This window comes from Dechloromonas sp. TW-R-39-2 (assembly GCF_016864195.1).
In the GTDB taxonomy this organism is placed as follows: Bacteria; Pseudomonadota; Gammaproteobacteria; order Burkholderiales; family Rhodocyclaceae; genus Azonexus.
Map to the genome: position 1 here is coordinate 1,471,142 of NZ_CP045202.1, position 14,717 is coordinate 1,485,858.

17 protein-coding genes are annotated in these 14,717 nt (G+C 58.3%); 14 read left to right on the forward strand and 3 right to left on the reverse strand.

The features are described from left to right. Positions 1 to 2 precede the first annotated feature (2 nt). Genes argF through GBK02_RS07055 form a run of 5 tightly spaced genes read left to right on the forward strand, consistent with a single transcriptional unit; the run spans position 3 to position 3,218 of the window. On the forward strand, positions 3 to 926 hold the full coding sequence (gene argF / locus GBK02_RS07035; RefSeq protein ID WP_371810509.1) for an ornithine carbamoyltransferase: 924 nt from the start codon (positions 3 to 5) through the stop codon (positions 924 to 926). A 10-nt stretch (positions 927 to 936) separates the two neighbouring features. Next, positions 937 to 2,172, forward strand: coding sequence for an argininosuccinate synthase (locus tag GBK02_RS07040; protein WP_203469019.1), 1,236 nt, complete (start codon positions 937 to 939; stop codon positions 2,170 to 2,172). 3 nt (positions 2,173 to 2,175) lie between these two features. After that, the gene (locus tag GBK02_RS07045; protein WP_203469020.1) at positions 2,176 to 2,400 is read left to right on the forward strand and encodes a DUF2788 domain-containing protein; all 225 of its coding nucleotides are present in this window, start codon (positions 2,176 to 2,178) and stop codon (positions 2,398 to 2,400) included. Beyond that, on the forward strand, positions 2,401 to 2,718 hold the full coding sequence (locus GBK02_RS07050; RefSeq protein ID WP_203469021.1) for a pyrimidine/purine nucleoside phosphorylase: 318 nt from the start codon (positions 2,401 to 2,403) through the stop codon (positions 2,716 to 2,718). 5 nt (positions 2,719 to 2,723) lie between these two features. Continuing rightward, positions 2,724 to 3,218 (forward strand): YajQ family cyclic di-GMP-binding protein, encoded by a 495-nt coding sequence (locus GBK02_RS07055; RefSeq protein WP_203469022.1) that lies wholly within the window; start codon positions 2,724 to 2,726, stop codon positions 3,216 to 3,218. A gap of 66 nt (positions 3,219 to 3,284) precedes the next feature. On the opposite strand, the gene GBK02_RS07060 is transcribed toward GBK02_RS07055, so the two are convergent. Then, complete coding sequence (locus tag GBK02_RS07060; RefSeq protein WP_203469023.1) at positions 3,285 to 4,007, reverse strand: type 1 glutamine amidotransferase; 723 nt, start codon at positions 4,005 to 4,007, stop codon at positions 3,285 to 3,287. A 25-nt stretch (positions 4,008 to 4,032) separates the two neighbouring features. On the opposite strand from GBK02_RS07060, the gene GBK02_RS07065 reads away from it, so the two are divergent. From GBK02_RS07065 to GBK02_RS07095, 7 genes are all read left to right on the forward strand, one after another. Then, on the forward strand, positions 4,033 to 4,668 hold the full coding sequence (locus GBK02_RS07065; protein WP_239003206.1) for a TIGR02281 family clan AA aspartic protease: 636 nt from the start codon (positions 4,033 to 4,035) through the stop codon (positions 4,666 to 4,668). 9 nt (positions 4,669 to 4,677) lie between these two features. Further along, positions 4,678 to 4,935 carry a hypothetical protein gene (locus tag GBK02_RS07070; protein ID WP_203469024.1) on the forward strand — a complete coding sequence of 86 codons (258 nt, stop codon included), beginning with the start codon at positions 4,678 to 4,680 and terminating at the stop codon, positions 4,933 to 4,935. Then, positions 4,932 to 5,525: a CoA pyrophosphatase gene (locus GBK02_RS07075; RefSeq protein WP_203469025.1), complete on the forward strand. Its 594-nt coding sequence runs from the start codon at positions 4,932 to 4,934 to the stop codon at positions 5,523 to 5,525. The genes GBK02_RS07070 and GBK02_RS07075 overlap by 4 nt, the downstream gene beginning before the upstream one ends. 62 nt (positions 5,526 to 5,587) lie before the next feature. Beyond that, positions 5,588 to 6,511, forward strand: coding sequence for a CobD/CbiB family protein (locus tag GBK02_RS07080; RefSeq protein WP_203469026.1), 924 nt, complete (start codon positions 5,588 to 5,590; stop codon positions 6,509 to 6,511). Positions 6,512 to 6,534: 23 nt separating this feature from the next. Continuing rightward, complete coding sequence (locus GBK02_RS07085; protein WP_203469027.1) at positions 6,535 to 7,716, forward strand: acetyl-CoA C-acyltransferase family protein; 1,182 nt, start codon at positions 6,535 to 6,537, stop codon at positions 7,714 to 7,716. Between the two features lie 203 nt (positions 7,717 to 7,919). After that, complete coding sequence (locus tag GBK02_RS07090) at positions 7,920 to 9,332, forward strand: circularly permuted type 2 ATP-grasp protein (RefSeq protein ID WP_203469028.1); 1,413 nt, start codon at positions 7,920 to 7,922, stop codon at positions 9,330 to 9,332. 2 nt (positions 9,333 to 9,334) lie between these two features. Beyond that, complete coding sequence (locus GBK02_RS07095) at positions 9,335 to 10,282, forward strand: alpha-E domain-containing protein (protein ID WP_203469029.1); 948 nt, start codon at positions 9,335 to 9,337, stop codon at positions 10,280 to 10,282. Between the two features lie 48 nt (positions 10,283 to 10,330). Here the strand turns inward: GBK02_RS07095 and queF are convergent, their stop codons facing one another. Then, positions 10,331 to 11,173: an NADPH-dependent 7-cyano-7-deazaguanine reductase QueF gene (gene queF, locus GBK02_RS07100; protein WP_203469030.1), complete on the reverse strand. Its 843-nt coding sequence runs from the start codon at positions 11,171 to 11,173 to the stop codon at positions 10,331 to 10,333. A gap of 168 nt (positions 11,174 to 11,341) precedes the next feature. Between queF and GBK02_RS07105 the strand changes: the two genes are divergently transcribed. Both GBK02_RS07105 and GBK02_RS07110 read left to right on the forward strand, forming a co-directional pair. Beyond that, complete coding sequence (locus GBK02_RS07105) at positions 11,342 to 11,779, forward strand: FecR domain-containing protein (RefSeq protein WP_203469031.1); 438 nt, start codon at positions 11,342 to 11,344, stop codon at positions 11,777 to 11,779. Between the two features lie 3 nt (positions 11,780 to 11,782). Beyond that, positions 11,783 to 12,376: an OmpA family protein gene (locus tag GBK02_RS07110; RefSeq protein WP_203469032.1), complete on the forward strand. Its 594-nt coding sequence runs from the start codon at positions 11,783 to 11,785 to the stop codon at positions 12,374 to 12,376. 44 nt (positions 12,377 to 12,420) lie between these two features. On the opposite strand, the gene GBK02_RS07115 is transcribed toward GBK02_RS07110, so the two are convergent. Continuing rightward, positions 12,421 to 14,577, reverse strand: coding sequence for a CHASE2 domain-containing protein (locus GBK02_RS07115; protein WP_203469033.1), 2,157 nt, complete (start codon positions 14,575 to 14,577; stop codon positions 12,421 to 12,423). Positions 14,578 to 14,717 lie beyond the last annotated feature (140 nt).

The following is a 14,717-nucleotide window of genomic DNA, read 5'->3' on the forward strand; positions in this document are numbered from 1 at the left end:
TTATGGCGATCAAACATTTCCTGCAATTCAACGATTTTTCGCGCGACGAACTCGAATACGTCTTCGAGCGTACGCGCTGCATCAAGAACCAGTTCAAGTCCTACCAGAAGTACTGGCCGCTGAGCGACCGTACGCTGGTCATGATTTTCGAAAAGGCCAGCACTCGCACGCGCCTGTCGTTCGAGGCCGGTATGCACCAGTTGGGTGGCGCCGCGATTTACCTGAACACGCGTGATTCCCAGTTGGGACGCGGCGAGCCGGTCGAGGATGCGGCACAGGTTATTTCGCGCATGAGCGATATCGTGATGATCCGTACCTTCGAGCAGGAGATCATCGAGCGTTTCGCCGCCAATTCCCGCGTGCCGGTGATCAATGGCCTGACCAACGAATACCATCCGTGCCAGATCCTGGCCGATATTTACACCTACATCGAGCATCGTGGCTGCATTCAGGGCAAGACGGTGGCTTGGGTGGGTGATGCCAACAATATGTGCAACACCTGGCTGCAGGCGGCTGAAGTTCTTGATTTCAAGGTCAATGTCTCGACCCCGCCGGGCTACGAGCTGCAGGCTGATCTGATCAAGGGCGTCAACGCTGCGCACTACGAGGTTTTTGCCGACCCGATGGATGCCTGTCGCGGTGCCGATCTGGTGACGACCGATGTGTGGACGTCGATGGGCTTCGAGGCCGAAAACGAAGCGCGCATGAAGGCTTTTGCCGACTGGTGTGTCGATGGCGACATGATGCGTATCGCCAACGAAGGCGCGGTGTTCATGCACTGCCTGCCGGCTCACCGTGGCGAGGAAGTCACTGCAGAAGTGATTGACGGGCCGCAATCCGTGGTCTGGGATGAGGCTGAAAATCGTCTGCACGTACAAAAAGCATTAATGGAATACCTGCTCCTGGGCAGGATTGAAACGAAGTAAGGGAACAGAAATGAGCGACGTCAAGAAAGTAGTGCTGGCCTATTCCGGTGGTCTCGATACCTCCGTGATCCTGAAATGGCTGCAGGATACCTACCAGTGTGAAGTGGTGACTTTCACCGCCGACCTTGGCCAGGGCGAAGAACTTGAGCCGGCACGCGCCAAGGCGCTGCAATTCGGCATCAAGCCGGAAAACATCTTCATCGACGACCTGCGCGAAGAGTTCGTGCGCGACTTCGTCTTCCCGATGTTCCGTTGCAATACGGTCTATGAAGGCGAGTACCTGCTCGGTACCTCGATTGCCCGTCCGCTGATCGCCAAGCGTCTGATCGAGATCGTCAATGCCACCGGTGCCGATGCCATTTCGCACGGCGCAACCGGCAAGGGTAACGACCAGGTTCGTTTCGAGCTTGGCGCCTACGCGCTGAAGCCGGGCATCAAAGTCATCGCCCCGTGGCGCGAGTGGGATCTGCTGTCCCGCGAGAAGCTGATGGCCTATGCCGAACAACATGGCATTCCGGTCGATATGAAGCACAAGCAGGGCGGTTCGCCGTACTCGATGGACGCCAACCTGCTGCACATCTCCTACGAAGGTCGTCACCTGGAAAACCCGGCGGCTGAAGCCGAAGAGTCGATGTGGCGCTGGACGGTTTCCCCGGAAGCTGCGCCGGACAAGGCCGAATACCTCGATATCGAATACGAGAAGGGTGACATCGTCGGCCTGAACGGTCAGCGCATGACGCCGGCCCAGGTGCTTGCCACGCTGAACAAGCTGGGTGGTCAGCATGGCATCGGCCGTCTCGATCTGGTCGAAAACCGCTACGTCGGCATGAAGTCGCGCGGCTGCTACGAAACCCCGGGCGGTACGATCATGCTGCGTGCCCACCGTGCCATCGAATCCGTCTGTCTCGACCGCGAAGTCGCCCACCTCAAGGACGACCTGATGCCGCGTTACGCCAGCCTGGTGTACAACGGCTACTGGTGGAGCCCGGAACGCATCGCGCTGCAGACGCTGATCGACCACACGCAAAGCGTCGTCAACGGCTTCGTTCGCGTCAAGCTGTACAAGGGCAACGTTATCGTCGTTGGCCGTGATTCCAAGACCGATTCGCTGTTCGATCCGACCATCGCCACCTTCGAGGACGATGCCGGTGCCTACGACCAGAAGGATGCGGCCGGTTTCATCAAGCTCAACGCGCTGCGCCTGCGCATTGCCGCCAACCTGCGCGCCAAGAACGGGAAGGCCTAAGCGATGGAAGGCAGCACTCTTTTTGGCCTGACCGAAGAACAGATTGCGGATTTCGGCTCAACCTGGGGTGTTGCCGCTTTCATCCTGTTCATGCTCTTCATCATTGGCGAGATCGCCTGGAAGTCGAAGGCTGGCAAGACCGGGACGTTTGTCCTGTTCTTCGTGCTGGCTTTCGGCATGGTCGGTTTTGTCGCCAAAGGCATCATTCAAAAACTCTGGGGTATTTAAATGTCGCAATACGACAACGTTTCCGTGGTCAAGAAGGCCAATGTTTATTTTGATGGCAAATGTGTCAGCCACACCGTGGTGCTGGCTGATGGCACGAAGAAGACGGTCGGCGTGATCCTGCCGTCCGCGCTGACCTTCAACACCGGCGCGCCGGAAATCATGGAAGGCGTCGGTGGCTCGTGCAAGGTCAAGCTCAAGGGCGAAACCGAATGGACGACCTGGGGCGAAGGCCAGTCCTTCAATGTGCCGGGCAACTCGTCTTTCGAGATTTCCGTCGCTGAAGGCGATGCTTACCACTACGTCTGTCATTTCGGGTAAGCGCCATGCCGAGCTTTGACTTCACCTCCGAAGCGGATCTGGTGGCGTTGAAGAACGCCATCGACGTGACTGCGCGCCAGATCGACAATCGTTATGACTTCAAGGGCACCTCGGCCAAGGTCGAGTTGAACGAGAAGGACAAGGTCATCACCCTGTGGGGGGATTCTGATTTCCAGTTGGACCAGATCAGGGACCTGCTTTTCCCCGCCATGGAAAAGAAGGAAAAAGAGAGCGTCAAGCGCCTCGATCACCAGAAGGTGGTCAGCGTTTCAGGCAACAAGGTCAAGCAGGAAATGAAGATCAAGGACGGGATCGACAGCGATCTGGCCAAGAAGATCGTCAAGCTGATCAAGGATGGCAAGCTCAAGGTCCAGGCTGCCATCCAGGGCGATACCGTGCGTGTCACGGGCGCCAAGCGGGATGATCTGCAGGGTTGTATCGCGCTGATCACCAAGTCGATTACCGACTTCCCGATCAAGTACGGCAACTTCCGCGATTAAGGCTGGTTTTCGCGGTCGACCGCGAAAACCAGGTAAAAACGGGCAGCCAGGCGCTGCCCGTTTTTTTTAGTCGGGTTGGCGAGACAGCCCCTTGATCCACACCGAGTAAAGCTGTTCGGACAGTTGGCGCATGCTTGGCAGGCGCAGGCTGATTTCGGCCAGTATCGTTGCCGGTGGCTGGACGCTGGGTTGATCACTGGCAGCGATGATTTCATTGACCCAGTCATCACACCAGGTGGTGATCATTTCCGGCGTCATTTCAACATGGCACTGCATCCCGAGATGGGGGCCGAGCGCGAACATCTGGTTGGTGCAGTAATTCGTCGATAAAAGGCGTGTTGCCCCCGACGGCAGGCTGAATGTTTCTCCGTGCCAATGGAACACGGTGCTCTTTTCTCTGGCAAAACGGCCCAGCCAGTGTCGGGCAATATCGTCGTCCGCGGAAAAGGCTTCGCTCCAGCCGATTTCCTTGGCTGGATTGCGTGTCACAGCGCCACCCAGCGCTTTACTGATCAGTTGCCCGCCCAGGCAATGTCCAAGGACCGGAATGTCGCTTGCAACGGCCTGGCGAATCAGTTCGCAGACGGGGGAAATCCAGGGAAGGGCATCGTTCACGCTCATCGGGCCGCCCATGAAGCACAGGCCGGAAAAGCCGTCGACCGTAGCAGGGACGGATTCGCCTTCATCAATGGCGATCAATGTCCATGGAATCCCTTGCTGTTCAAGGAATATGGCAAAATAGCCCGGACCTTCAGTTGGGGAGTGGCGAAAGATGGCGACAGGTTTCATGGCAGGACAAATGTCGGGAAAAGTGATGCGTCATTCTACGGTGCTGGCCTGCGCTTTATTGTTTTTTTCGGGCTTGGCAGCCGCCCAGAATGTGGGCCTGGCTGGCTTGATGGGGAGCAAGGCGATGCTGATGATCAATGGTGGCGAGCCGCAGGCCGTTGCCATTGGGCAATCGCTCGATGGCGTCAAGTTGATCGCTATCCAGGGAGACCAGGCCATTGTCGAAGTCGGCGGCAAAAAGCGGCCGCTGCGCATCGGTCAGCATGCCGTCGGTGCCAATCTGGGCGATGGTTCCGGTAGAGTCAGCCTGACGGCAGATGCTCGCGGCCATTTCGTGACCACCGGGCAAGTTAATGGCACATCGCTCAGCTTTATGGTGGATACTGGGGCTACGTCGATCGCCATCGGCGCTTCCGATGCTCGCCGGATCGGGCTCGATACGAGCCGCGGGGAGCAAGGGACGGTGAGTACGGCCAACGGTCGGACGACTGTCACCCGCTTGAAACTCGATACAGTGCGTGTCGGTGACATCACCTTGTACAACGTCGATGCGGTGGTCATGGGGCACGACATGCAACCAGCGCTGCTGGGCATGAGTTTCCTTAACCGGATGGAAATGCAGCGCGACGGCGGAACAATGACACTTAAAAAACGATTCTAGGAGAGAAAAATGCCGCAACGTGATCAGGAAATAGCGCTTTTACGCGAAGAGCTTGAAATGCTGATGAGAGAGCGACAGGCTATTTTGCGCGTTGTCGGTATCTCTGCTGCGCTGATTGCCTCGCTCGACAGCAAGCGTCTGCCGGTGGGCGCGGTCGAGGCCGCCGATATGCTGGCGACGTCGATCAACTGCCTGTCGGAAGAAACGCTGCAGGATGCCTTGTCTGCGGTCAACGCTGAAATTGAGGATGAATTGCCGGGCGCATGAGTGTCGATCTAGAGCATTTGCGGGCCAGTTTGCTGCCTGAGGCGCAGTCTGGTCATTTCGTTGTCGAAGATGGCGCCGAGGATCAGCCGCTAACCCCGGCGGCGGTGCTTGTGCCGATTGTCATGCATGCCACCGGCTACACCGTGCTGCTGACCCAGCGCACGGCTCACCTCAAGGATCATGCCGGGCAGATCAGCTTTCCTGGCGGACGCGTCGAGGACGATGATTTGTCGCCAGCCGATACGGCCTTGCGAGAAACGGAAGAAGAAATCGGTCTGACGCGCGAGAAAATCGAAATCCTTGGATTCCTGCCTGAATATCGGACAGGGACCGGGTTCAGGGTCGTTCCCGTGGTTGGCCTCGTGCAACCGCCTTTCGATCTGGCTCCCGATCCTTTCGAAGTTGCCGAGGTGTTTGAGGTGCCGTTGGCCTTTTTACTCGATCCGGCCAATCATCAACGCCATTCTCTGCACTACCGTGGGGCTTTGCGCCACTTTTTTGCCATGCCGTACGGAGAGTATTTCATTTGGGGAGCCACGGCCGGCATGATCCGCTCCCTGACCGCCCGGCTTGGCCTGCATCCGGCCTGAGCTTGTGGTATCGTGGCGTTTTAGCATAAGAAAATAAGCCGAGTACGGCATTTTCGTCCCCCATGAGCCTTCTCTCGCTGATCGCCGTTTTCCTCATCGAACAGCTACAGCCCCTGCATTATCGTCGCGTGGTTGCCGACCCGCTTGCCGCGTGGGCTGATTTTGTCGAATCGCGTTGCAATGCCGGCGCTTATCGCCACGGCGTCCTGGCCTGGTGTCTGGCTGTCTTGCTCCCGGTTGGGCTGGTCGCTCTGCTTTATGGCTTGTTGTATTCATTGAATCCCTTGTTTGCTTTGGGCCTCAATGTGGGGGTGCTTTACCTGACAATGGGTTTCCGCCAGTTCAGCCACCATTACACTGAAATCCAGCTTGCTTTGCGGCTGGGGGAGCTTGAGCGGGCGCGTAGCCTGCTCGCCCAGTGGCAGGGGCGCTCGGCGGAGGGGCTTGGCTCGGAGGATATTACCCGATTGTCGATCGAGGGCGCATTGGCTGCTTCGCATCGCCACGTTTTTGCCGTGCTGCTCTGGTTTGTCTTGCTGCCAGGCCCGTGTGGAGCGGTTCTTTACCGTATCTCCGCCATCGTTTATGTCCAGTGGAAGAAGAACCATCTAGTCGAAGGGAATGATTTCTCCGTGTTCTCGCGACAGGTTTTCGGTATGATCGAGTGGTTGCCCGTTCGCGCAACTGCCGCAGCCTTCGCCATTGTGGGCGATTTTGAGGATGCCGCTTATTGCTGGCGTACTCAGGCGGGGCAGTGGCCGGATCGTGATCTCGGTATCGTTCTGGCCGCCGGTGCAGGTGCGCTCGGTGTGCAGCTTGGCCGGCCAGTGGTCGATGACAGCGAGGTTTCCGACCGTGCCGAACTTGGTCTGGGTGATCCGGCCGATGTGGATTTCATGCAAAGTGCCGTCGGTCTCGTCTGGCGAGCCACGGTGCTGTGGATGTTGTTGCTGTTTTTGTTGGGGCTTGCCAGTCTGGTGGGCTGAATAATTCTTTTCAGGAGGTTTACATGAGCAGAGATGTTGTCGTTCTGAGTGCAGTTCGTTCCCCGATTGGTTCTTTTGGTGGTTCCCTGGCTGATTTCGAATCGACCGAACTGGCCGGTATCGTCATGAAGGAAGCGGTTGCCCGTTCCAACGTTGATCCGCAGCAAATCAATTATGTAACTGTTGGCACGACGATGCCGACCGACTCCCGTTACGCTTACGTTTCGCGCGTTGCCTCCATCCAGGCTGGCCTGTCGATGGACTCCGTCGCCATGCAGGTTTCCCGCCTGTGCGCTTCCGGCCTGCAAGGCATTGTCACCACCGCCCAGAACGTCATGCTGGGTGATGCCGACTACGGTATCGGCGGTGGCGTTGAAGTCATGTCCAAGGCCGCCTACCTGATGCCGGCACTGCGTTCCGGTGCACGCATGGGTGACACCAAGGCAGTTGACTCGATGGTTGCCGTGTTGACCGACCCGTTCGGCGTCGGCCACATGGGTATCACGGCTGAAAATCTGGCTGCCAAGCACGGTATTACCCGTGAAGCCCAGGATGCTTTCGCTGTCGAATCGCAGCGTCGTGCTGCCGCCGCCATTGCTGCCGGCCACTTCAAGTCGCAGATCGTTCCTATCGTCAAGCAGACCCGCAAGGGCGACGTGGTGTTCGACACCGACGAATACGTCAAGGCCGGTACCACGCTGGAATCCCTGGCCAAGATGAAGCCGGCTTTCAAGAAGGACGGTACGGTTACTGCCGGTAACGCTTCCGGTATCAACGACGGCGCTGCCTTCTTCGTGCTGGCTGCTGCTGACGTGGCTGCCAAGGCTGGCCAGAAGGCCATGGCCCGTATCGCTTCCTACGCTGTTGCCGGCGTGCCGAACGATGTGATGGGCGAAGGTCCGGTTCCGGCCACCAAGCTGGCGCTGAAAAAGGCTGGCCTGACGCTCGACCAGATGGATGTCATCGAGTCGAACGAAGCTTTCGCTGCCCAGGCTCTGTCTGTTTCCAAGCTGCTCGGCCTCGATCCTGCCAAGACGAACCCGAACGGCGGCGCTATCGCTCTCGGTCACCCGGTTGGCTGTTCCGGTGCCTTCATCGCCACCAAGGCGCTGTACGAACTGGAACGCGTTGGCGGCAAGTACGCACTGGTCACGATGTGTATCGGTGGTGGTCAAGGTATCGCGGTTATTTTCGAACGCGCCTGATCGCTCCTGCAAGCTGCTTTACCCAAAACCCGCCGGAGCGATCCGGCGGGTTTTTTATTTGCACCAGTTTGATCTGTGCGCGCACTGCCATGGGGCATCAGTCTCCGGCTTTGAATTCTAATATATTGATTTGTCGATGTTTTTGACAGTGGCATGGAACCTGCTGAATCCCTGATGAGAGCATCCTCAGCGAAGAGTCCACTATGAACTTCTACAACGAAATGATCGACGCCAACGGCGGCGTACGAGCCCATTACCAAGGGTACGATGAATGGCTCAAGGCGACGCCGCCAGAGCGTATTGCCCGGAAGAGGGCGGAGGCGGACCTGGCTTTTCACCGGGTCGGCATTACTTTCGCGGTCTACGGTGAAGAAGCCGGTAAAGAGCGGCTGATTCCTTTCGACATCATTCCGCGCATCATTCCATCGGCTGAATGGAAGGCCATGCAGGCAGGCCTGCGCCAGCGGGTCAAGGCGCTGAACATGTTCCTGCACGATATCTATCATGATCAGGAAATCCTCAAGGCGGGCAAGATTCCTGCCGAGCAGATCCTGAACAATGCCCAGTATCGCCCGATCATGAAGGGCGTCGATGTGCCGGGTGGGGTGTATGCCCACATTGCCGGCGTCGATATCGTCCGGGCCGGCGCCGGTGAGTTTTACGTGCTCGAAGACAATCTGCGCGTTCCCTCCGGTGTTTCCTACATGCTGGAAGACCGCAAGATGATGATGCGCCTCTTCCCCGAGTTGTTTGCCAAACACAAGGTGGCGCCGGTTCAGCATTATCCGGACCTGTTGCTGGAGAAGCTGCGTGCCGTGGCGCCGAATGGCGTGAGTGACCCGACGGTTGTCGTGCTGACGCCTGGCGCCTACAACAGCGCCTATTTCGAGCACACTTTCCTGGCCCAGCAGATGGGTGTCGAACTGGTCGAAGGGCGCGACCTCTTCGTCAAGGATGAAGTCGTCTACATGCAGACGACGCAAGGTCCGCAGCGCGTCGATGTGATCTATCGCCGGATTGACGATGACTTCCTCGATCCGCTTGTTTTTCGGGCCGATTCCGCTCTTGGCGTGCCTGGCATCCTGCGCGCCTACCAGGCCGGCAATGTGACGCTGGCCAATGCCATCGGGACCGGTGTGGCTGACGACAAGTCGATCTACCCCTATGTGCCGGAGATGATCCGCTTCTACCTCGGTGAAGAGCCGACGCTGAACAATGTGCCGACCTATATGTGCCGCAAGCCGGATGAGTTGTCTTATGTGCTGGCCAATCTGCCCAAGCTGGTCGTCAAGGAAGTGCATGGTGCCGGTGGTTACGGCATGCTGGTCGGTCCGGCCGCAAGCAAGGATGAAATCGAGCGTTTCCGCCAGTTGCTGATCGCCAAACCGGATGGCTACATTGCCCAGCCGACGCTGGCCCTGTCCAACTGCCCGACGTTCGTCGAGTCGGGAATTGCCCCGCGCCATCTCGACCTGCGCCCCTTCGTACTGTCTTCCGGCCAGTGCGTGAACATGGTGCCGGGCGGCTTGACGCGCGTTGCGCTGACCGAGGGCTCCCTCGTCGTCAATTCATCTCAGGGTGGCGGTACCAAAGACACCTGGATTCTGGAGGACTGATCATGCTTTCCCGTACTGCCGACCACCTGTTCTGGATGTCCCGCTATATCGAACGGGCCGAGAACCTCGCCCGCTTGCTCGATGTCACCTGGCAAATGTCGCTCGTCCCGCAATCGCTCGATGCAGCCAACCAGAACTGGAATGCGATCATCGCGCTGAACAGTCTGGAAGCGGCTTATGCCGAGCACTACGATACGGTCAACGCCGAAAATGTGCTGCGTTTCATGGTCACCGATCCGAACAATTATTCGTCGATCTACAGCTGCCTGCGCCTGGCACGCGAAAATGCCCATGCCGTGCGTGGCACGGTCACCAGCGAAATGTGGGAAACGCTGAATTCAACCTGGCTGGAAGCGCGTGAAAAGAGTTTCGAGCAGATTCTCAATGCCGGCATCGGCGAGTTCTTCGACTGGGTCAAGATGCGCTCCTCGCTGTCGCGTGGCGTGACCATCGGAACCTTGCTGCAGGACGAAGCCTTCCACTTCATTCGCCTGGGGACGTTGTTGGAGCGGGCGGATAACACGGCACGTATCCTCGATATCAAATACCACGTCCTGCGGCCGCACGGCGACGAAGGGGCGACCGACTTCTACCAGTGGGGCGCCTTGCTCCGCTCGGTGTCTGCTTTCGAGGTCTATCGCAAGGTTTACCGCGACGTCATCACGCCGGAGCGGGTCACCGAGCTATTGATCCTGCGCAATGACATGCCGCGTTCGCTGCATTTCTGCATGAATGGCGTGGTCAAAAACCTTGAATTGATCGCCAACCGTCATTCCGGCGAAACGCAGCGTCAGGCTGGCTTGCTGCACGCCCAGCTGCACTACGCCCGGGTCGAGGATATTCTGGCTGAAGGTCTGCACGAATGGCTGACCGATTTTATGGACCGTATCTACGCGCTGGGAGACGGGATCAGCAAGGATTTCCTGGTGCCGATGGCCGAAGCCGCCTGAGCCAGTCAAATTGACATAAAAAGGGAGGTCGACCGCGACCTCCCTTTTTTATTGGCGAACTTCGCGCTGGTTGCCCGGTGCCGGAAATTCGCCGCTGCTTCTGAACGGGTTGATGTCCAACCCGCCGCGCCGGGTGTAGCGCGCGTACACGGCCAGCGACTGTGGCGCGCACTGGCGCTGGAGGTCGGTGTAGATGCGTTCGACACACTGTTCGTGGAACTCGTTGTGGCCGCGGAAGGAAATGATGTAGCGCAGCAGGCCGGCGCGGTCGATCGGTTTGCCGCGATAACGGATGACGACCATGGCCCAGTCCGGCTGGCCGGTGACCAGGCAATTCGACTTGAGCAGGTGCGAATACAGCGTTTCTTCAACAATCGGGCCGTCGACCGTGGCAAGTGCTTCCGGCATCGGCTGGTAACTGTCGCAGGCAATATCCAGGGTATCGAGCAATTCACCTTGCGGATAACCGACCTCGACTTGCGGTCGACTGCCCAGTTCTTCGATTTTTACACTGATCGCTGCACCGGCAGCGGTGGAGAGATCCTTGACCAAGGTCGCTGCCAGTGTTTCCGTCGAATCGAAGCGTGTTTGGTTGAGCGAATTCAGGTAGAGCTTGAACGATTTCGACTCGATCAGGTGCGGACTGTCGGCCGGGACCCGGAAGGTGGCGAGGGCGACGACCGGCTTGCCTTTCGGATTGAGCCAGGAAAGTTCGTAGGCATTCCACAGGTCTTCGCCGACAAAGGGGAGAGGGCCGGGGGCGATACCCAGCTCGTCGCGCTTGATCTGGCGCGGGATGGGGAAAAGCAGTTCGGGGGTGTATTCAGCCTGGTAGGCCGTGGTTTTGCCCAGAGGAGAGTTCTGGCTGGGGTCGATACGGATTTCGTTCATCAGGCAATTTTAGCGGCTCGGCGCGATTTGTGCCGTGTCCGGCGAATCGATCTGATGGCGAAACAATGTGAAATGTGCATAATCATGCTGTTGTCGAATATGCCGTTTGCCATGCGCAAGCTGTAGATGCTTGGCCGGCGGCTGGTTTGCTAATCCATGGAGGATGCCATGCGGCATATTCTTGCTTTTGTATTGATCCTGCTTTCCGCTTTTTCTGTCTGGGCAGACGATGCGGTGATTGCTTATGTCAAAACTGTGACAGGCGAGGCAAGCGTCACGACGGCCGGCAAGCAGGTCAAGGCCGAGGTTGGCACGCCGGTCATGCTCGGCAGCAAGCTCAAGACCGGCCCGAAAAGCAGCATGGGCGTGACTTTCAAGGATGAAACCATGATGTCGCTCGGCGCCGACAGTGAATTGACGGTCGATGAATATCTCTACGCACCGGCCCAGGGTAAGTTGAAAATGGGCAGCAAACTGGGCAAGGGCAGCCTGAATTATGTGTCCGGCGTGATTGCCAAGCTCAAGCCGGATGCCGTGACGATTGCCACGCCCAGCGGTTCGATCGGGGTTCGCGGAACCCAGTTTCTGGTCAAGGTCGAGGAGTAAGCCATGCCGACCAAACTCATCAAACTCTTTCTGGCCGGTTCATGCATTCTTGCCCTGACCGCCTGCGCACCGAAATCCTATGTCGTCCTGCTGGAAAGTCCGGATGGTACGACGGGGCAGGTCATCGTCAAGGGACAAAAGGGCGAGCAGGTCATCAGCACTGCGCGCCATGCTGTTCCGGCCGATGGTTCGGCACCGCCGGTTGCTGTTGATCTGGTCAAGCTCGAAAAGGATTTTGGCGATGCCATGGCGGCTCGCCCCAAACTGCCGGCCCATTTCCTGCTCTACTTCGAAAGTGGCGGCATCAAGCTGACCAAGGAGTCGCAGGCCTTGCTTGCCAAGATTCTTGAGGATGCGAACACACGCCCGGCCCCCGATATTTCAGTCATTGGTCACACCGATACGGCGGGCAACGACAAGACCAACGAGGCACTTTCCCTGAAACGTGCCAAGGCCGTGGCGGACATGCTCAAGGAAAAAGGCTTGAAAGCCCGCGAACTGACGGTCGAGTCGCATGGCGAACGTAATCAACTGATCAAGACGCCAGACAATACGCAGGAGCCCAAAAACCGCCGCGTCGAGGTTTCTGTCCGCTGAAACGGCGACAGGACAAGGCAGCCAGGCCCGGTTTCGACCGGGCTTTATTTTTGGCGCATCACAATCAGGTCGCCGCTTTCTCCATGGTTCAGGCGGTTCGAATGCAGTCTGACCAAAGGATCATCGGGGAAGTCGGTGGCCAGCTGGTTGAATAGCGCCGTCGCTTCCGGCCGTTCTTGCTGCATCGCCTCAAAGGCGGTTCGATAAGCCTCTTCCGGTGCCTGGCAAGGTGCAAGATCGGCACCCAGTGGCTCATGGACGCTCAGTGCTTCGCTCTTGCCCAGCAGAATGATTCGTCCGATCGGCCTGGTCCGGGCATTCGGGCAACCGGCCAGCGTTGTGGCCGACAAACATATGCGCGTCCCCAGGTGCTTGTTGACGCTTTCCAGCCGCGATGCCGTGTTGACCGCGTCACCGAGCGCCCGGTAATCAAACATCGTTTTTCCACCGAAGTTGCCGACGATGACTTCGCCGGAATGCACACCGATCCGGGTTTGGCCGAAGGCGATTCCCCGGGCTTGCTGCTCGCTGGCGTAGTGGCTGGCAAAAGCCTGCATCTCCAGCGCGCAGGCCAGGGCGCGGGCCTGGTGGTCGGCCTGGAACACGGGGGCGGAAAACATGATGGCGACCGCGTCCCCGACAATCCGGTCGAGGGTGCCTTCGTAACGGAAGGCGATGGCAATCATTGCATCGAGGTAGTCGTTGAGCAGTGTTACCGCATCGGCTGGATCGATGCTTTCCATCAAATGGGTAAATCCGGCCAGGTCGGTGAAAATGAAGCTGCATTCCTGACGTCGCCCGCCGAGTGCCATGGCGTCGGGGTGTTCAATCAAATGCGATACCCGGTTGGGTGAAACGTAGCGGGTGAAGGCGGTTTTGATCCAACGCTGTTCGCGCTCGCTGGTGAAGTGCTGAAACAGGCTGCACAGGAAAAAGCTCAGGATCAGTCCGATCGCCGGGGTGGCCGAATCGAGCAGTAGTTGATAGTCGGCAAAGGCGTGCCAGCCTGCGCCGAGCAGTGCGGTCAGCAGAAGCAGGCTGGCGGCAGCGGCGTAAAGAACGCGCATGCGCAGGGCGAGCAGGCCGACAAGCAGGCAGCAGGCGAGCAAGACGATGGCTTCGATGGCACGGGCCCAGCCCGGTCGTTGCAGGAAATGGCCGGTCAGGACTTGTTCGAGCGCCTGGGCATGCGCTTCGACTCCCGGAATGATATGGCCGAGCGGACTGAAGCGCAGATCCATCAGGCCCTGGGCCGAGCTGCCGATCAGCACGATGTGCCCGGCCAGTTTGTTGGCCGGAATCCGTTCGTCGAACAGTTCCCAGGCCGGAATGTAGCGCTCGCGAACCGGGCGGCTGTAATGCACCCAGATTTCGCCGTGGGCAGTGGTCGGGATGATTTGCTCGCCAATCCGTATTTGCGTCAGCCCGGCGCCATGGCCGGCGGATTTGAGAATGATGTTGTGCGTCTCTTGGGCAACGCGCAAGGCTTCGCTGGCCAGTGTGGGACGGACTTGTCCGGCAATCTGGAGGACCAGCGGTACGCGCCTGACCACGCCGTCGCTATCCGGCACAAAGCTGACGGCGCCGTTGCCTTGTGCGGCCTGTTCAAGAACCGGCAAGGCCCTGATTGGATTGTCGAAAGCGTGCAACCAGTGGCCTGGCGGATCGCCGGCATAGACAAAGCGTGCCGCTTTGGGCGAAGCGTCGGCTGCTGCGGTCGACGCTGCATTAACCGGGAAATCGTTTTGCGTCGTGGCAAAACCGAGTACGACGCCGGCTTGTTCGATATGTTTGGCAAATATCGTGTCGTGATCCGGCAATGCGGCAATTTCCCGGGCTTGCCGCTCATTCAGCGGCCAGTGAGCCGAAACGATTTGCGGCGAAGTCCGGTCGGCTTCGGCAAACATCACATCAAAGACAATGGCTGCCGCACCAGCCTCACTGAGCCGGTCGACCATCTCGGCCATGCGGGTCCGCGGCCATGGCCATTGACCCAGGTGGCTCAAGCTGTCGTCGTCGATATCGATGATGCGGACAGGTGCAGCCTGGTATGCGCGGGGCGACCAGCGCTGATACTGGTCGAACAGGTTATTGCGCAGGGCCTGCAAGGGCAGGGGATCGAGAGTCAACAGCAGCAGTCCGCAGAGCGCCGGCAGAACGGGCAAAAGCAACGCCAGGCGGCTGCCGTGGATTTTGTTCATGGGCGATGGGCCTTGATTCGTAGTGGTGACTTTTCTCGATCGGAGAATTGTAAATTCATTTATACATTTATTTTGGGTAATGCTATTTTTCTGAAAATTGTGGTTTTTCGGTCAGATTGTTCTTGTTGCAATTTGATGGT